Source organism: Floridaenema aerugineum BLCC-F46, assembly GCF_041929345.1.
Taxonomy (GTDB): domain Bacteria; phylum Cyanobacteriota; class Cyanobacteriia; order Cyanobacteriales; family Aerosakkonemataceae; genus Floridanema; species Floridanema aerugineum.
Genome location: NZ_JBHFNQ010000028.1, coordinates 1 through 15,610, shown reverse-complemented (window position 1 = coordinate 15,610; position 15,610 = coordinate 1). Strand labels below are relative to the sequence as shown.

Annotated in this window: 15 protein-coding genes; 4 read left to right on the top strand and 11 right to left on the bottom strand. The window is 39.4% G+C overall.

The genetic code is table 11. The features are described from left to right. Positions 1 to 32 precede the first annotated feature (32 nt). The 4 genes from ACE1CC_RS03170 to ACE1CC_RS03155 form a co-directional block, all read right to left on the bottom strand. Positions 33 to 971, bottom strand: a complete 939-nt coding sequence (locus tag ACE1CC_RS03170) for a glycosyltransferase family 2 protein (RefSeq protein WP_413269025.1) — start codon at positions 969 to 971, stop codon at positions 33 to 35. A 47-nt stretch (positions 972 to 1,018) separates the two neighbouring features. Beyond that, positions 1,019 to 2,362 carry a flippase gene (locus tag ACE1CC_RS03165; protein WP_413269024.1) on the bottom strand — a complete coding sequence of 448 codons (1,344 nt, stop codon included), beginning with the start codon at positions 2,360 to 2,362 and terminating at the stop codon, positions 1,019 to 1,021. A 43-nt stretch (positions 2,363 to 2,405) separates the two neighbouring features. Then, the gene (locus ACE1CC_RS03160; protein WP_413269023.1) at positions 2,406 to 3,764 is read right to left on the bottom strand and encodes an O-antigen ligase family protein; all 1,359 of its coding nucleotides are present in this window, start codon (positions 3,762 to 3,764) and stop codon (positions 2,406 to 2,408) included. Positions 3,765 to 3,983: 219 nt separating this feature from the next. Next, positions 3,984 to 4,415, bottom strand: coding sequence for a hypothetical protein (locus ACE1CC_RS03155; protein WP_413269022.1), 432 nt, complete (start codon positions 4,413 to 4,415; stop codon positions 3,984 to 3,986). Between the two features lie 579 nt (positions 4,416 to 4,994). Here ACE1CC_RS03155 and ACE1CC_RS03150 point away from each other — a divergent pair. Further along, a complete protein-coding gene (locus tag ACE1CC_RS03150; protein ID WP_413269021.1) occupies positions 4,995 to 5,924 on the top strand; it encodes a hypothetical protein in 930 nt (309 codons plus the stop codon). Positions 5,925 to 5,975: 51 nt separating this feature from the next. On the opposite strand, the gene ACE1CC_RS03145 is transcribed toward ACE1CC_RS03150, so the two are convergent. After that, the gene (locus tag ACE1CC_RS03145; RefSeq protein ID WP_413269020.1) at positions 5,976 to 7,454 is read right to left on the bottom strand and encodes a PAS domain-containing sensor histidine kinase; all 1,479 of its coding nucleotides are present in this window, start codon (positions 7,452 to 7,454) and stop codon (positions 5,976 to 5,978) included. Positions 7,455 to 7,834: 380 nt separating this feature from the next. Further along, positions 7,835 to 8,650 (bottom strand): DUF1294 domain-containing protein, encoded by an 816-nt coding sequence (locus tag ACE1CC_RS03140; RefSeq protein WP_413269019.1) that lies wholly within the window; start codon positions 8,648 to 8,650, stop codon positions 7,835 to 7,837. Positions 8,651 to 8,770: 120 nt separating this feature from the next. Here ACE1CC_RS03140 and ACE1CC_RS03135 point away from each other — a divergent pair, with 120 nt between their 5' ends. Further along, a complete protein-coding gene (locus ACE1CC_RS03135) occupies positions 8,771 to 9,547 on the top strand; it encodes a DUF1350 family protein (protein WP_413269018.1) in 777 nt (258 codons plus the stop codon). On the opposite strand, the gene ACE1CC_RS03130 is transcribed toward ACE1CC_RS03135, so the two are convergent. After that, positions 9,514 to 9,999: an ATP-binding protein gene (locus ACE1CC_RS03130; RefSeq protein ID WP_413269017.1), complete on the bottom strand. Its 486-nt coding sequence runs from the start codon at positions 9,997 to 9,999 to the stop codon at positions 9,514 to 9,516. The genes ACE1CC_RS03135 and ACE1CC_RS03130 overlap by 34 nt on opposite strands. Positions 10,000 to 10,186: 187 nt before the next feature. On the opposite strand from ACE1CC_RS03130, the gene ACE1CC_RS03125 reads away from it, so the two are divergent. After that, positions 10,187 to 11,320, top strand: a complete 1,134-nt coding sequence (locus ACE1CC_RS03125; protein ID WP_413269016.1) for a PP2C family protein-serine/threonine phosphatase — start codon at positions 10,187 to 10,189, stop codon at positions 11,318 to 11,320. On the opposite strand, the gene ACE1CC_RS03120 is transcribed toward ACE1CC_RS03125, so the two are convergent. The 4 genes from ACE1CC_RS03120 to ACE1CC_RS03105 all read right to left on the bottom strand — a co-directional run bounded on the left by ACE1CC_RS03120 (position 11,321) and on the right by ACE1CC_RS03105 (position 13,549). After that, positions 11,321 to 11,683, bottom strand: coding sequence for an STAS domain-containing protein (locus tag ACE1CC_RS03120; protein ID WP_413269015.1), 363 nt, complete (start codon positions 11,681 to 11,683; stop codon positions 11,321 to 11,323). 150 nt (positions 11,684 to 11,833) lie between these two features. Continuing rightward, positions 11,834 to 12,487 (bottom strand): helix-turn-helix domain-containing protein, encoded by a 654-nt coding sequence (locus ACE1CC_RS03115; RefSeq protein ID WP_413269014.1) that lies wholly within the window; start codon positions 12,485 to 12,487, stop codon positions 11,834 to 11,836. A gap of 185 nt (positions 12,488 to 12,672) precedes the next feature. Continuing rightward, on the bottom strand, positions 12,673 to 13,167 hold the full coding sequence (locus ACE1CC_RS03110) for a Dps family protein (RefSeq protein WP_413269013.1): 495 nt from the start codon (positions 13,165 to 13,167) through the stop codon (positions 12,673 to 12,675). A 118-nt stretch (positions 13,168 to 13,285) separates the two neighbouring features. Next, complete coding sequence (locus tag ACE1CC_RS03105) at positions 13,286 to 13,549, bottom strand: ParB N-terminal domain-containing protein (RefSeq protein ID WP_413267530.1); 264 nt, start codon at positions 13,547 to 13,549, stop codon at positions 13,286 to 13,288. A 153-nt stretch (positions 13,550 to 13,702) separates the two neighbouring features. Here ACE1CC_RS03105 and ACE1CC_RS03100 point away from each other — a divergent pair, with 153 nt between their 5' ends. Further along, positions 13,703 to 15,337: a SpoIID/LytB domain-containing protein gene (locus ACE1CC_RS03100; protein WP_459563790.1), complete on the top strand. Its 1,635-nt coding sequence runs from the start codon at positions 13,703 to 13,705 to the stop codon at positions 15,335 to 15,337. The last annotated feature ends 273 nt before the right edge of the window (positions 15,338 to 15,610 follow it).

The window sequence follows — 15,610 nt, the reverse complement described above, 5'->3', positions numbered from 1 at the left end:
CCATTAACGACCTTTTTATCCTCATAAAAATTCTAAATAGTCTGAGGTACTTTCTTAAAAATTCTCTTGAGACGTTGTTGCACTTTCTGCCACAGAGGAGGATACCAATCATACAAATCATTTTGAATTTGCCGATCGATTTTTGTATTTCTAACCATTGCGATCGGATGTTTGAGCGGAAATTCTATTGCTTGAGCAGGTCTAAGAAGATAAGGTTGATTATCAATCGTTGTATGAGTACCATCATCTCCTATATTTGATACCAAATTAACCGTTGGAATAATGCTTAATCCCCCTTGTAACCAGCAAGTAAACATCCACTGATAATCCCAACAATCATCATGTTTTTCATAAACAGTGTCAAGAATAGTTTGCCAGTTCTTAATTGCATGGCGATCGCCATTTAAGATATCCCATAAAAAATTTGTCTTTCGGATCTCGTCCCATTTCTTCATATCAAAATCGTAATACTGCCATGCCCGTCGCCAAGTTGCCCATCCCCAGGAAGAAATGTAGCGGGAAAATATGTAACTGTAGGGTTGCTGCTCATCCATAACACAATAACTATTACCAGTGATGTGCATAATTCGTTGGTCATCACGATACTTCTCCAATAGTTCTTGGCAAAATTGAAAGAAGCTGAGATCTGGCATACAGTCATCCTCCAGAATAATAGCCTCTTCCACATGGTCAAAAACCCAACTAATTCCACTTGCAGGGCGGAATCCGCAACCCAAATTCTCTTGAGCGTAATTTCTGTAAACCTGACAATCCCAATCAATATTGTCGAAAATCATCTGGGTAGCCTTGCATAGCTCTAATTCCCCAGGCTGGTCATGGCGAGGAGCATCAGCAATTACAAATAATTGACTTGGTTGAACCTGTCGAATAATTTCGAGTAATTGTTTGGTTTTATCTGGACGCTTGAAGATAATTACTGCTATTGGAACATTAAATGGGTGTTCAATCATAATGGAGATTCTTTTTGATATCTAATAGGTATGAATTACAGAAATAATTAGTCTTCTCTTCTGAAGAAAGGCAATTTACTAATTATAAAATCAAGCGCCAAAGCTCTTGTCATCGCCCAACCTATTTTTCGACTCGGTGGGTAAATTAGAAGAACTAAATAGTCGGAAAAACCATAGGAAATAACGGTAGCAATGGCTGCTCCTGTTCCTTCATAACGTGGAATCAACAAAAAATTAAGCAAAATATTCATTCCAGCACCCATAAATGTTGTTAGAGAGCCAAAGCGGAACATACCTTCAGTCGTTATCCAGATAGCTCTAATTAGTCCTAAAGATACAAAAACTCCAGCCCATATATAAATACTTAATACTGCACTTGCATCAATAAATTTTGCACCGTATAACAGTGTAATTATTGGCTTTGCTAAAAATGCTGTCCCGATACCAAGAGCATAACCCAAAACCACTACAAGATTTAATGCTTTCTGAATCCGGCGATAGTAACTTTCTTCTCCTTCCTGCTTGGCTTGAATAATAGCTGGGTTCACAGAACTTGAGATGGCAACGGGCACGAAATACCAAATTTCTGCGAGTCTGACACCCACTGAATAAATCCCTACTGCTTCATCCCCAATCATGCTACCTAACATCAACTGGTCAACTCGCATATAAATTGCGATCGAAAAACCAGTGAGAATATTAGGCCAACTTTCCTTTAATAAATCCCTTGCCAAAGGAAAGTTAAACTTCCAGGTTTTAAATAAATGTCCAGTGAGACGGTAAACAATGACTAAACCAAGGGCGCTGAAAACAACTTCTCCCAAAGTTATGACCGCAAAAAAGATCAACGGTGCTTTTGCTTGAATTAATAAAATTTTAATAGCATTAGCTAGAATATATGCACCATTTTTAGCATAAACAACATACTTCGATTGCACCTGGGATTGAAACCACAAATTGATCCCATCAAATATCTGAAAAATTAAACTAAGAGCAATAATACCTGTGACCCATAGACTTTCTGGATCGTCAGTTCGTATTAAAAGAATAGTAGCTATTGCCAGCAGAAAGGATATAATTCCTCCGACCAGCTTGAGGATAAATGTTGTACCTAAAATCTCATTTCCAGAGGCAACATTTCTCACAAGTTCACGAATTGCAATACTGTCAAGTCCTAATTTAGCAAAAACGCTGAATAAACCCACAAAAGCAACTGAGTAGTTAAGCAGTCCAAATTGTTGAGGGCCTAAATAGCGAGCCACCCAAACCCCTACAATCAACCCAATGCCCAGACGTAGGACATTATCAGCCATCAACCAAAATATGTTGGCGATGACCTTACGAAAATTTGGGCTTAGTTTTTGCTGAATTTTTAGAATCTTAGTAAGCATTGAGTTTTTGCTATAAGTTAGCAATTATTATAACGATCGCTTGCTATAAAATGGCACTTAATGAAGGCTGTTTTACCATTCCCAAGTTTAATCTAACTGCAATAATAACATAGAAGAACCAGATGTAATTTGCCAGGAAAAGCTGAGTTTCTGAAACGTTTGACATGATGACATATAGAATTATTAGCAATGGAAATACTGATTCAGCGGATTTCGATCGCACCCAAAATTTAAATGCCAGAACCAAATTTAGCATCATTGAAACTAAAAACAGTGCTAATCCAAGATAGCCCGTTTCCAAAGCTAAATCTAGAAACCCATTGTGACCATTCGGCGGAATAAATCCCCGAACTGCTCTAATATGTCCAGCCGGATTTTCGTCTCCTCGCCAAGATTGCCAAAATCCTTGTACTCCATAACCTAATATCGGACGTTTGGCAATTGCATCAAGCATTTGAGGCCAAAATTCTGTTCGACCTGTCAGGGTTGTATCTTTACCAAAAACTCCAAAAATCGCTTCTAGATTTGTAGTCACTACTATATAGCCAAAGACAGAGACAAAAATTAGCAGCATCACTATCAATAAAGACTGTTTTGGATGAAACTTTTTGATGAAATTAAGCACAAAGAGAAAGCCTAAAAGTACAATTAGGGTAAAGAATGCTTGTGCAGAAACGGCTTTTACTAACAGAAAAAATGAGAGAGCAATTACACCAATGCTCAATAAGCTCTTTTCATATAAATAGTAATTGAGCCAGAGCGTAATACTAAAAGCCATACCTGTTCCTAATTTAATTGGAAATGGGAAAATGCCTACCCAACGAACTGCGAAGGGAGGAGTATCTTCTATGCCGATGCCTTTTGAAGGCATAGCTAAAGCAGTGAAAATACTTAGAATTGCTGCCACAAAACACATCCATCTAGCATATTTTCCTAGTGCATCCCAGTCATTTTTTCGAGCAATTTGAGCAGCAAACAAACTGATAAAAAATTGTACTGTAGCAAACCTAAGAGAGACTAAAGGGGTTTCTGACAATAGGCTGGACAAAAATGAAATTAATAGTAAAGCTGCTAAAAAAGGATCTTTGAACAGATAAAATAAGCTTTGGGAAAAATCCCGAAATAATGGTTTAGATAAAACTATGAAAAAGCCATATATTGCTAACTGAACAATTGCTGATATAAAACTTTTGTCGCGACCAGCAAGTGCATCCGGTTGAAGATAGACTAGAGGAGGTATTGTGGGGTTAACTAAAACTAATAAAAATAAAACAATAGTAACTTTCTCAAAAATTACGGCTATCTTTTCTATCCTAGCCAAACGAAGTAATAAAAAAAAGTAAACAATAAAAATGCCTATTAAGATAATTAGAATTGGTGGATTTAGAATCAAATTTCTCATGGGCAAATATAATAAGATAATTTAAAAAATTTTTTTCTTTAGCTAATTTTTCTAGGTATTCTTCTGTATATTCTTATGGAGTGTCGATGAACCAAGAATCCTCATGCCTTCAAGCCCCGGAGCGTCAAATCTCCCCTCTTTGAAATCAGGGGATTGTCAGCGGATGTTGCCATATAACCATACAGAAATTAAGTTGCCTAATAGATTAAGCGACTACCTTTACTTCGCCATTCGAGATTGTCTTTTCGTAAATTGGCTGACAGAGGGATTACCGTATGGGTCGATGACACCAGTTACTGACTGCCATAATTCAGGAGGTGCAACTGAAACCTCATAAGAGGTATCTACTTTGCGAATATAGTACCATTTGCTTTGCTGGCAATGCTCACACCAAAAAGCTTCTAACCACTCTTTGTCCAATTGCACTGCTGTTCGCTCAGCAATCAACAGTAGAGCATTTTTTCGCGAAATACCACGTTGTCGAAGTTCACTAATCTGACTGGCAAAAAGTAGATGTTTTTGGCTCACACTATCGAGATAGCAAGCATGAATAGGACAGTATATACTACGTCGCTTAGAGCGTTTCCGATTCCGTTTGTGCCGTTCCCGATTTTGGCATTCCAAAGTTAACAAAGATGAGTCATTTTGCATGGAGTACTACCGTTAGGTCAATGTTTCAAATTTTGATACACGATCTCCTTGAATTTACTTCCTCTGCTACATTTAAAGCAAAAATTAGGAAGCTTATAGGAGGAACTGAGATCTAAATGACCATCAAAAGCTCACCCCATTTCACTGATGCACACTGGACTCAACTTACTTATGAAAGTTAACTTCAGGGTATTCCCTTTGGTTAATTTTTTTTAGCATATCATATTTTCTCTAGATTATCATCCTTTTTGGAGATTATCATTTTTTCGTAACATAAATCATCCTTTCGCTCGACGATCGGATTTTCGGAACCTTATCATCTTTTCCGTAACTTTACAAGAAAACCGCCTAGATCGCCCACATTCCGCACTCTAAAGTCAGTAGATGGAAGGTAAGCTCGATCGCCTTTTTAGATTTTATTTCCACCTGTCCTTTATTACATAATTATTTATTTCTCAACTTAGTTTTCCCAATTTTTGTATACAATATTTCCTGGAATATACTGGTAAATATTTATACTAATTGCTGTTATGTGGAATCTGGGTTGATAATAAACTTCAGTTGTTAACATGACGATAAATGACGACACTTGTTTACGATCAATTTGCCAAAGATTATCTAAAAGAATTGTTGGCTCCTCTTGGGGACGTAGAAACCAGCCGAGATGTTCCTGGGGAAGTGCAAGAAATAGATATATGGTTCACACCTTACCCATTAGAAAGAAGAGGCGATGCCAAAGTGTTAGGATTGTTGGGACAACTCGCCAGTACCCCATCCATTTTTGAACCCTTCCGCAATGAGATAAACCCCTACCAAATTCGCGGTTCTCTGGGTAAACTATTTGACATCCACGCTAATTTACAACGTCAGCGGCAGCGGGAAAACAGCCGCCTTGAGGAAGCTGATTTACCTTGGTTGTGGATTCTTTCGCCTACTGTTTCGGCAACGGTTTTAAATGGATTCAAAGCTGAACAAAACCCAAAGAACTGGCTCCCTGGAGTTTACTTTTTGGGAGAATACTTAAAGACAGGAATTGTGGCAATTCACGAGTTACCGTGCAGGGAAGAAACTTTATGGTTGAGACTTTTAGGTAAAGGAAGTGTACAAAAACAAGCTATTAAGGAAATAGGTGCGCTTCTACCGAATCATCCCTTACGTGCAAACGCTCTCTTATTATTAGTTAATTTGCAAGCAACCATTCAAACAAGTAAAGATATCGAGATCGAAGATCAGGAGTTAGTTATGGAATTATCACCACTACTTTTGCAATGGCGAGAAGAAGCTTTACAGGAAGGTGAAGAACGAGGTTTGCAGCAAGGTTTACAGCGAGGCGCAAGGATGGAACGCCGCACTATCATAGAAAATTTCTTGCGTGTGCGATTTGGTGATTTGGATGAGGAATTATCGGGAATTGTTCAGCCTTTGTTGGAGTTATCGCCAGAGGAATTTACAACAGTATTATTGCTGCAATTATCTCGTGAGGAGTTGTTAGCTAGGTTTGCTAGTTAATCGGTACGTTGTTGCGCTTTAGCGCTAAAGCGCAACAACGTACCTTGTACTTTATTTAGACTGCTGAATTGGGATTTCAATGGTGAATTTGGTTCCTTGTTTGGGTGTGGAAATACAAGTTATTTTTCCCCCGTGTTTTTCTACTACAATTTGATAGCTGATTGACAAACCAAGTCCTGTTCCAGAACCTATAGGTTTGGTAGTAAAAAAGGGATCGAATACTTTTTGGCTTACCTGTTCTGTCATCCCGATTCCGTTATCTGCGATCGCAATTCTCACCCATTGTTTCCCCACTACTTCAGTAGAAATGGAAATCTTTGGTTTTAGTAAAGAGGATTGGCGATCGTTCCCATCCTTGGTGATTAATTTGCCAGTTTCGATTTCTAAAGCATCGTTAGTGAAGCGAGATGCAACTGCATCGATCGCATTACTAATTATATTCATAAATACCTGATTAAGTTGCCCTGGATAACACTCCACCAAGGGCAATTTGCCATATTCTTTTATAACTTCAACCCCTGGATATTTTCCTCTTGCTTTCAACCTATTTTGCAAAATTAGCAGCGTACTATCAATCCCTTCGTGTAAATTGACTTCTTTCTTCTGTGCTTCGTCTAGGCGAGAAAAGTTTCGCAAGCTAACAATTACTTGCAGGATGCGATTTGTTCCCAAATTCATCGAATCTAGCAATTTTGGCAAATCTTCAGCTACGAAATCTAACTCTTGTGACTCTATTTCCGCTTTAATTTCCGGTACGGGATCGGGATAGTATTGTTGATATAGATCGAAAATGTGAAATAGGCTTTTGGCATATTCGTTGATGTGAGTCAAATTGCCATAAATAAAGTTAATTGGATTATTAATTTCGTGGGCGACACCAGCTACTAATTGTCCGAGAGATGACATTTTTTCGGCTTGAACTAGTTGGGATTGGGTTTGTTTTAGTTGATTCATTGCTTGTTCCAACTGTTCGGCTTTTTCTCTTAATTCTGCTTGCGATCGCTTTAGCGCTTCCTCCGCTTCCTTGCGTTCGGTAATCTCAAATCGAATTGACAAATACTGTACTGGTTTTCCTGCTTCATTTAAAAAGGGTACAATGGTAGTATCTACCCAATAATAACTTCCATCTTTCGCTTTGTTCTTTACTTCCCCTTTCCAGGTTTTTCCGGCGCTAATAGTTGACCACATTTGCCGGAAAAATTCTTTCCTGTGACAACCAGAATTGACGATTCGGTGATCTTTTCCAATCAGATCTTCTGGCGAATATTTAGAAATTTCACAAAAGGTATCATTAACATAAGTGATGATTCCCTTTGCGTCGGTTATTCCTACGATCGCTGCTCGATCTAATGCAAATTTGATGTCTGCTAATTCTTTTATGGTTTGCCTAATTAATTCTTCACTATATTTGTGCTTTGCTACAGAAACAGCGTAAGCTTGTAGCGCATCTTCTTTCTTGTTTAGCATTTTTCCCTTCGGAAAATCTGTGATTTTTAATACATTTTCTTTACTGACTCTTTTTGGCTTCATCTGGCTTTGCTCCTGCAAATATATGGGAAATTTTTATCTTAATATTTAAATTTTTTACCTAGTCAGATCAAAATTTACACGCTTTGATCTTTTGTCTGATTGGCGTGTCATCAAATGCGCCCTATTCTACCAGCATAATCTCGCCTTAGTATTTACTGTCAAGCTATGTTGCTTAATAGAAATATTATTAGGTGTTAAAATAAATTACCAACAACTTTTTTTAAAAGATATTAATTTATTTTAAGAATATTAGCATACGAAGTATTTTTTAATTCCATGCCGTGAGAAAACGCACTATCTCTGATGAAAGTGGCAAATTGTGAGTTTACATACAAAGTTATACAAATCATCTGGATCAAATAAAACGTATCAAACAAATTTTAAATCCTTTGAATCAGGAAGAAAGTAGCTACAAGCAAAACTATCTGAGTTAGTGCAGTTATCCTATACACTAATTGAAATGAACTCTTACTAGTTTTGTGCCTAAAATATTTTTGACCAAGGAAAGCTCCTAAAGTTCCTCCACAAATTGAGTGCCAATGTAAAACCCACTCAGGCACTCTTGATGTTTTTACCCAAGGTGCGAATCGCTCAACCCAACGCGCTAGTTTTTGTCCCCAGTGATTTAAAGGGGGAAGTTCAGGATCTCCATAATTTTCATGTTTGGGAAAAATCCAAGCGCGGAATTTGTCATAACCATAAAATAAGTACGTGGATATATTAATAAAGGTCAAATAGACAGATAGAGTGAAAAGAGCGAAAAAGAAATCAAGCTTCGGTTCTGTTAAACTAGGTGTTCTATGTTTATAATCTATATGATAGATAGATAAATTTACAAGTATTGGTATGAGAGTATTGACGATCGCAGCCAATGCTCCATACTGCTTAAAGCTTGATGACCTGCCAAATACAATAACTAGAAATAATGCTACAATACCAGTAAGAGTTATAACTATGAATAATTGAGATATACTGAAAGCCAACCAATTAAAGTGATTTTTCAGAAGTGGATAAAACACAAACCAGATCAACCATTGAGTGAGAACAACAATTAACAGAATATTTGCCAAAAACAAGGTAACACCAAGTACTAATGCGAATAGTAACCGCAATAGAGGTGAAATCAGCTTTATTGCTAATTGAAAGCCGTAAATAGCAGCAATAACAGCTATAACGGCAAATGCTAACTCAAGCATCTTTATTCATGGGTAGGCAGAAAATTTATCTACGAATAGATTAACATCTATTTTCGACATTGGCGGCAAATTCGGTGTCGTAGCATTAATATAAAGAAGTGTTAACTACCTTTTCTGGGTATGGACTGGCAAGAATTTTCTGGTAACTGGGTGCTGATTCCCAAACGTCCGATCGCGATCGTACATTTCTTAGGTGGTGCATTTGTCGCAGCTGCGCCGCAAATCACCTATCGTTTATTATTAGAATACTTGGGAAAACAGGGCTATCTAGTAATAGCTACACCTTTTGTCAATACTTTAGATCATGCTGCGATCGCTAAAGATGTGCTGCTAAATTTCGAGCGCACTTTAGAACAATTGCGCCGTCGAGGATTACTGCGCCAAGGATATCTCCCCATTTATGGGATTGGGCATAGTATGGGTTGCAAATTACACTTATTAATTGGTAGCCTATTCCCTGTAGACAGGGCTGGTAATATTTTAATTTCCTTCAATAACTATGCTGCTAGAGATGCCATTCCCCTAGTCCAGCAATTAAATTTGACTAACTCTTTCAATGTTGAATTTACCCCCTCGCCTCTAGAAACTAAAAATATTATCCTGAGAGGCTACCAAGTCCGACGTAATTTATTAATTAGATTCGCCGATGATACGATTGACCAAACTCCAGCCTTAACCGAAATGTTACAAAAACTCTTTGCCGATATGGTATTTGCCAGAACATTAAAAGGTAGTCACTTAACACCTTTAGGACAAGATATTAATTGGCAAACAGGACAGGTGTTTACTCCTTTTGATGCGATCGGACAATGGTTTAAACAAGAAGTTTATCGCGAGCTCAATCAGTTAAAACTTGTAATTTCTCACTGGCTCGATCCTTTGTCTTCATTACCGTAATATTTGATCATTAGTAAGCAATTGCGATCGTCACTACTGCGTGTATAACTGAGATGATCTGCTATAGCTTCTAATAACCGTAAACCCCTTCCCCCGCCAGAATCATTTTCCTGATTCACAGGCATGATTTTGAGTTTTTCCTTCAAATCAAAGGGGGAACCATAATCCCAAACTCGCATTTCTACAGAGTTTTCTGTGAGTGTAACTTCAATGTCAATCGGCACTTCAGGAGATTGATTCTTATGCGCGTGACGCACCGCATTAGTAAAAACTTCCGCCAAAGCAAGTTGACAGCGCAACCACACTTCTCTCGGAATTACGGAATTATATAACCGATCGAACCAAATCAGAAGAGCGGTTAAAGCTTTTAAATCAGTTTTCAGTTGCAGGCAATTTTTGCTTAAAGTTGACAATTTCACCAAACCCTTAGCTTCAAGAAAATTTCCCGTCACTAATTTAGCTTACACCGAGCCAATTTTCCAATTAAATTGGTAATTTTATGTATAATTACAGGGTATCCTCTAGTTGACCTCCTGCTAGTGGTATTATCTTAAATTGGCATCTCCCCAACTCAGACAAAAATTTTGGATAACTTTGGTCAAGGATTCTATATTAAAGCAATAGTATCATTCTTAGTCCATGTTTCAAATTCTCGTAGTTGATGACGATCCGGCTGTTCAGCTAATACTGACAAGGTTGCTGAAAAAACAAGGTTACGATGTAGCAGTAGCCAGCGATGGTGAATCTGGTTTAGAACAAGCAAAGCAATTACATCCAGCCCTAATTATTTGTGATTGGATGATGCCTCGGTTAGATGGGATTGAAGTTTGTCGGCGGGTAAAAGCTGACAAAGCACTTTCCACTACGTTTTTTATTTTACTAACTTCTTTGGGATCGATCGAGGATCGAGTCAGAGGATTAGATGCTGGTGCAGATGATTTCATTTCTAAACCAATAGAAGTCAATGAATTAAAAGCTAGGGTAAGGGCGGGGCTACGACTACACCAACTTAGTCACGACTTACAAACTCAAAAGCGAATGTTGGAAGCGGAATGGGCCGAAGCAGCTGAATATGTCCGTTCTCTGTTACCAGAATCTTTAACTAAACCAGTAACTATTGAGTCTGTATTTATCCCTTCGCAACGGTTGGGAGGAGATTGTTTTGATTATTTTTGGTTAGATTCGGATTGTTTAGCGATTTATTTGTTGGATACGGCTGGACATGGATTAAGAGCTACGTTACCATCTATTTCTGTACTTAACATTTTGCGATCGCGTACCATTCCTAATCTCAACTATCATCGCCCCAGTGAAGTCTTAAGTGCTTTAAACCAAACTTTCCAATTAGCCTACCAAAACGATAAATATTTTACTATCTGGTACGGGGTTTACAATCAAGTCAATCATCAACTAACTTATGCTAGTGCTGGACATCCACCAGCAGTCCTGATTTCAGGAAATTCCCCTAATAATCAACAAGTGCAACCTTTAAAAACTCCTGGTATGCCGATTGGAATGTTTCCCGATGTGATGTTTACTGATAAGTCATGTAAAATTGAATCTCCTAGTGTTCTCTACATTTTTAGTGATGGCATTTATGAAATTCACCAACGAAATGGCAGTATTTGGTCTTTAGATGAATTTATTAATTTACTAGCCAATAGGAGAAATTTTGGTCAGTCGAATTTAGAGTCAATCTTGCAAGCAGTGCGCTCGATTAACCCAAAACCAATTTTTGATGATGACTTATCTATATTAGAAATAAACTTTTAATTATTCGCTAGGTGAGCCATCATAATTTGCTAAAACTATTGAATCAAATTGATTCATAAACTCCTCGCGGTTGGGTAAAATTGTAAAAACTTTATCCATACTGGTGAGTTCAAATAACATCTTCACTTGGTCATTAATCGCGCAAATAAATATCTTGGCTCCCGAAGCACGTACTGTTTTTAATGCTAATACTAAAGAGCCTAATCCCGAACTATCCATAAAGGTAACATCTTGAAAATCCACCAAGATAACTTTAGCTCCATTATTTATTAAATCAGTTATTTCATCCCGGAATTTAGTGCCTTTGGGATTATCTAAAATTCCACTAGGTTGAACAATTTTAAAATCAGGGTGAGCATTCATATTGTCTAACAAATGTTTTTGTCTAAATGTTTAGGAACGATAACCAAGCTAAAAATTTCGCTCAAATTTAGCCGCTCTTTTGTAATAGCTCAACACTAAAGCTGAAGCTATCAGCATTTGACTTTACCACAAAGAGTGCTTAGTTAACTTCTACTTTGCAGAAAAAACAGATTTTACTTTAGCGCGGTAGAGAAGTTTGTCACCTTGACGGTAGCCCACATGAGTCACCTTGACAGGATCGCCTGGTTGTGCTACTCCGTCTATAAGTTGGTGCTCTTGGGGAGCGAAAGGTAGTTCTGCACCTACAGAAGCGATCGCCTCCACTCCCCATTCTCGCAAAAGTTGTTCCACAGGGCGTAACAGTGGTAACAATTTCACCGCTGGCGCTTCGGGGTTTTGTTGAGCACGATAAGCTGCTGTAGGCCATTGTATCAGCCAAGATTCCAAAGTTTGCAGGCTTTTTTGTTGAAATTCCTGCTCTAAAGTAAGTTTCTGTTGAGCGAGTTGCTTTTGTAATCTTTGGTATTCCTGTTCAAGTGCTGTTGATTTGTCTGATGACTCAGTAAACTGGAACTGAGAAGCAGAAAAAGCGGCTAAAAACTCCTTTAGCGGCATTTGCAAAGTAGAACTCAGCTTGAGAATAGTCTCTACTTGCATTTGCATCACCTCACCGCGTCGCAGTCGCTTGATTTGCCGTTCGGATACCGCTGCTTTTTGACTCAGTGCTTTAAAACTGGAAACACCGATTAGCTGCATTTGTTGTTGCAGCCGATCGGTGTAGTCTGGAAGCGGAGACTGATTCATTCTTGGGAAAGTTTTGAGTTTTAAGTGAGAGAGTTTTGAGTTGGAGAGAGTTGGGGAAGTTTTGAGTTTCTCGTAAGGAGAGTTTTGAGTTTTGAGTTAGGGAGAGTTGGGTAAGTTTCTCGTAAGGAGAGTTATCTCCCCTACTCCCCTGCTCAAGAGCTCCCCTGCTCTAAATTATGCAGAGTTTATTGATTAGTGAGAATGCTACGGAGCATCCAAGCTGTTTTTTCATGGACAGACAAGCGTTGAGTCAACATATCTAGAGTAGATTGATCGTCGCCACGTTCCGCAGCCGGAAATATAGAACGAGCAGTTTTAGCTACTGCTTCATTACCTTCCACCAGCAAGCGTACCATTTCCTCTGCATTCGGTACATCCTTAGTTTCAGGAATTGAGCTTAACTCGGCAAAGGTGCTGTAAGAACCGGGCGCAAACACACCTAAAGATCTGATTCTTTCGGCAATTATATCCACTGCCGCTGCTAATTCGGTGTACTGCAACTCAAACATGGCGTGCAGTGAAGTGAACATTGGCCCTGTGACGTTCCAATGAAAGTAATGTGTTTTTAAGTAAAGTGAGTAGGTGTCGGCTAACAGGCGCGAAAGTCCACTGGCAATTTCTTGACGGGCTTCTTCATCAATACCAATATTCAAGGGTAGAGATTGTGCTTGGGCTTGCATGGTTTTCTCCTTTAATTTATAGGGATTGGAAACTGAGGACTGTGGACTGGGGAAAGTTTATTTAAGTTAAAACTTTCTTCCCAACTCAAAACTCAAAATTCAAAACTCAAAACTTACTCTAAGCTAGGTGCATTTTTAAGACTGAAGCGGGTGCTTTGCGGATTCGGCAGAGCACGGTTTCTTTGCCTAGTTTTTGGCAGGCTTCGTAGCGGTGACAGCCGGAAAAGCCGTAGTATTTTCCTTCTACTTCCAAGATATCGATCGGCTCAAGTTGACCAATCTCTTGGATTGATTTCATTAAATTTATGACTTTGGTTGGGTCTGTTTGCCTAATCAATGGACGACGTATGTCCTTTAGCGGGATTTCCTGTACTCTTACCATCGGATTGGTTGCTGGTTGTTTTCTCTCTTAACTAAATCATAGTCGTTATGAGTTTAAATTGCAAGTATTTTTTTGACCAAGTATCGGGTAATCTAAACGGAAGTGAGCGATCGCAAAACAGCCATGAAAACTCGCACCTGTAATGTCAAAGAGATGCAGAAGCGCACTAAGCAAAGTGCTTGGGCGTGGTTAATCAATAGTTGCCGTGTCGTAGTTACAGTAACTTGTGTAATGGGGATGGCGACACCTGGACTGGCCCAACAAAGGGGAGTCAATGATGATGTGGAACTGCAAGTGGGGATTGTGCAGCGATTTGGGGAAGATCCCCAGGATCAGATTACCTTGGAGGCGACTGGGGGCGATCGCTTAACCCTGCGCTTCCTGGCGGGAAACATGAGACCCACCACCCTAGCGGTAGAGAAAATCCAACTGCAAATTGCCATGCAGCCTTTACCCGAACCAATTTTGCAGGAACGGGTTGTCTTAAGCAATCACCCAAACTTTGAAACAGCGGAATACGCAGCGAATACATGGCGCAGTCGAGGCATTCACGTGGAGATTGCTCAACCGACGAACCGTTGGCAAGTTTGGGCCAGACGAGATGTTTACAGCACTGCTGTAGTGCGGCGGTTGTTGCTGCAAACGATTCAAGCTCAAGGTGTGCGAACGGCTTATATAGATACAAAAGTAGTCGATCGAGTTCCGAAAGTGTTTTGGGCGGTAAATGGGTTGGGTTACAATCGCCAAAATGTGGAAATTTCGACAGGAAGAAATTTAGTTCGAGTAAATAGAGGTAAGACGGCGCGTACTGCCCGGTTATACTATGGTTCGCTCACAATTCAGCCTAATGCTTACGGCAATTACACTGTAGTAAATCAGGTGCCCCTAGAAGTTTATTTGCGGGGTGTTGTACCTTATGAAATAGGTGCAGGTGCTCCGAATGCAGCAGTGGAAGCGCAAGCGATTATTGCCAGAACTTATGCACTGCGGAATTTGCGACGGTTTGCGATCGATGGTTATGAACTTTGTGCTGATGTTCATTGCCAAGTTTATTACGGTTTGCAGGGCGCAACTGCGAATACCGATCGGGCGATCGCTGCCACTAGAGGTTTAGTCCTCACCTACAATAATGAGTTAGTCGATGCCCTTTATTCTTCCACTACTGGCGGCATTACAGCAGGATTTAGTGATGTGTGGAATGGGCCCGATCGACCTTATTTACAATCCGTACTCGATACCACCAAAAATGTTTGGGATTTATCGCGCTATAGTTTAACCAAAGAAGAAAATGTCCGCCGATTTATTAGCCTGCAACAAGGTTTCAACGAAGAACAGGAACCGCTATTTCGCTGGCGCTACGAAAGTAAACTACCCGATATTACTCAGCAATTGCAAAACTACTTGGAATCGAAAAAACATCCCCTCGCCAACTTGCAAAGCATTCAAAAAATGGAGGTGACAGAACGGGCTCAAAGTGGGCGAATTTTGCAAATGAATATCTACACCGATAAAGGAGTCGTCGAATTACATAAAGAAGAAGTCCGTAGCGCTTTTAAACCTCCGCGCAGCAGCTTTTTCTACTTAGACCCGCTCAAAAATCAAAACCAAGAATTGATCGGTTATGCTTTTGTTGGTGCTGGTTTTGGTCACGGAGTTGGCTTAAGTCAAACTGGTGCTTCTGGGTTGGCTAGACTTGGTTGGTCAAGTCGGCAGATTCTCAATTTTTATTATCCGGGTGCCCAACTCGAACAACTCAATCCTTCAATTATCTTTTGGCAGGAACCTTGATGCAATTAAAGATTTGAGAATTTCACCAGAGAGATAATTCGGTGATTGGTGAGATTTACCAATTACCCAGTAAGTTTGAAATTTTGACACTCTCACCGTCGTAGGGGTAATTCATGAATTACCCCTACGCTGTATTTATTGAACGTGCGTAAAACCCCATCCCAAGAGTGGGTGGGGATGAAAGCACGGTTAAAGGAGGGGGTTCGATGCCCCCTCCTTTAACAATTAGCGTCGTTTTTGGGAGTCAATATATCGCTTAACAGCTTCAGAAGA

Excerpts from the sequence above, each read along its gene's own strand:
- ACE1CC_RS03170 (WP_413269025.1), bottom strand. The coding sequence starts at position 971 with ATGATTGAACACCCATTTAATGTTCCAATAGCAGTAATTATCTTCAAG.
- ACE1CC_RS03165 (WP_413269024.1), bottom strand. The coding sequence starts at position 2,362 with ATGCTTACTAAGATTCTAAAAATTCAGCAAAAACTAAGCCCAAATTTT.
- ACE1CC_RS03160 (WP_413269023.1), bottom strand. The coding sequence starts at position 3,764 with ATGAGAAATTTGATTCTAAATCCACCAATTCTAATTATCTTAATAGGC.
- ACE1CC_RS03155 (WP_413269022.1), bottom strand. The coding sequence starts at position 4,415 with ATGCAAAATGACTCATCTTTGTTAACTTTGGAATGCCAAAATCGGGAA.
- ACE1CC_RS03150 (WP_413269021.1), top strand. The coding sequence starts at position 4,995 with ATGACGACACTTGTTTACGATCAATTTGCCAAAGATTATCTAAAAGAA.
- ACE1CC_RS03145 (WP_413269020.1), bottom strand. The coding sequence starts at position 7,454 with ATGAAGCCAAAAAGAGTCAGTAAAGAAAATGTATTAAAAATCACAGAT.
- ACE1CC_RS03140 (WP_413269019.1), bottom strand. The coding sequence starts at position 8,650 with ATGCTTGAGTTAGCATTTGCCGTTATAGCTGTTATTGCTGCTATTTAC.
- ACE1CC_RS03135 (WP_413269018.1), top strand. The coding sequence starts at position 8,771 with ATGGACTGGCAAGAATTTTCTGGTAACTGGGTGCTGATTCCCAAACGT.
- ACE1CC_RS03125 (WP_413269016.1), top strand. The coding sequence starts at position 10,187 with ATGTTTCAAATTCTCGTAGTTGATGACGATCCGGCTGTTCAGCTAATA.
- ACE1CC_RS03120 (WP_413269015.1), bottom strand. The coding sequence starts at position 11,683 with ATGAATGCTCACCCTGATTTTAAAATTGTTCAACCTAGTGGAATTTTA.
- ACE1CC_RS03115 (WP_413269014.1), bottom strand. The coding sequence starts at position 12,487 with ATGAATCAGTCTCCGCTTCCAGACTACACCGATCGGCTGCAACAACAA.
- ACE1CC_RS03110 (WP_413269013.1), bottom strand. The coding sequence starts at position 13,167 with ATGCAAGCCCAAGCACAATCTCTACCCTTGAATATTGGTATTGATGAA.
- ACE1CC_RS03105 (WP_413267530.1), bottom strand. The coding sequence starts at position 13,549 with ATGGTAAGAGTACAGGAAATCCCGCTAAAGGACATACGTCGTCCATTG.
- ACE1CC_RS03100 (WP_459563790.1), top strand. The coding sequence starts at position 13,703 with ATGCAGAAGCGCACTAAGCAAAGTGCTTGGGCGTGGTTAATCAATAGT.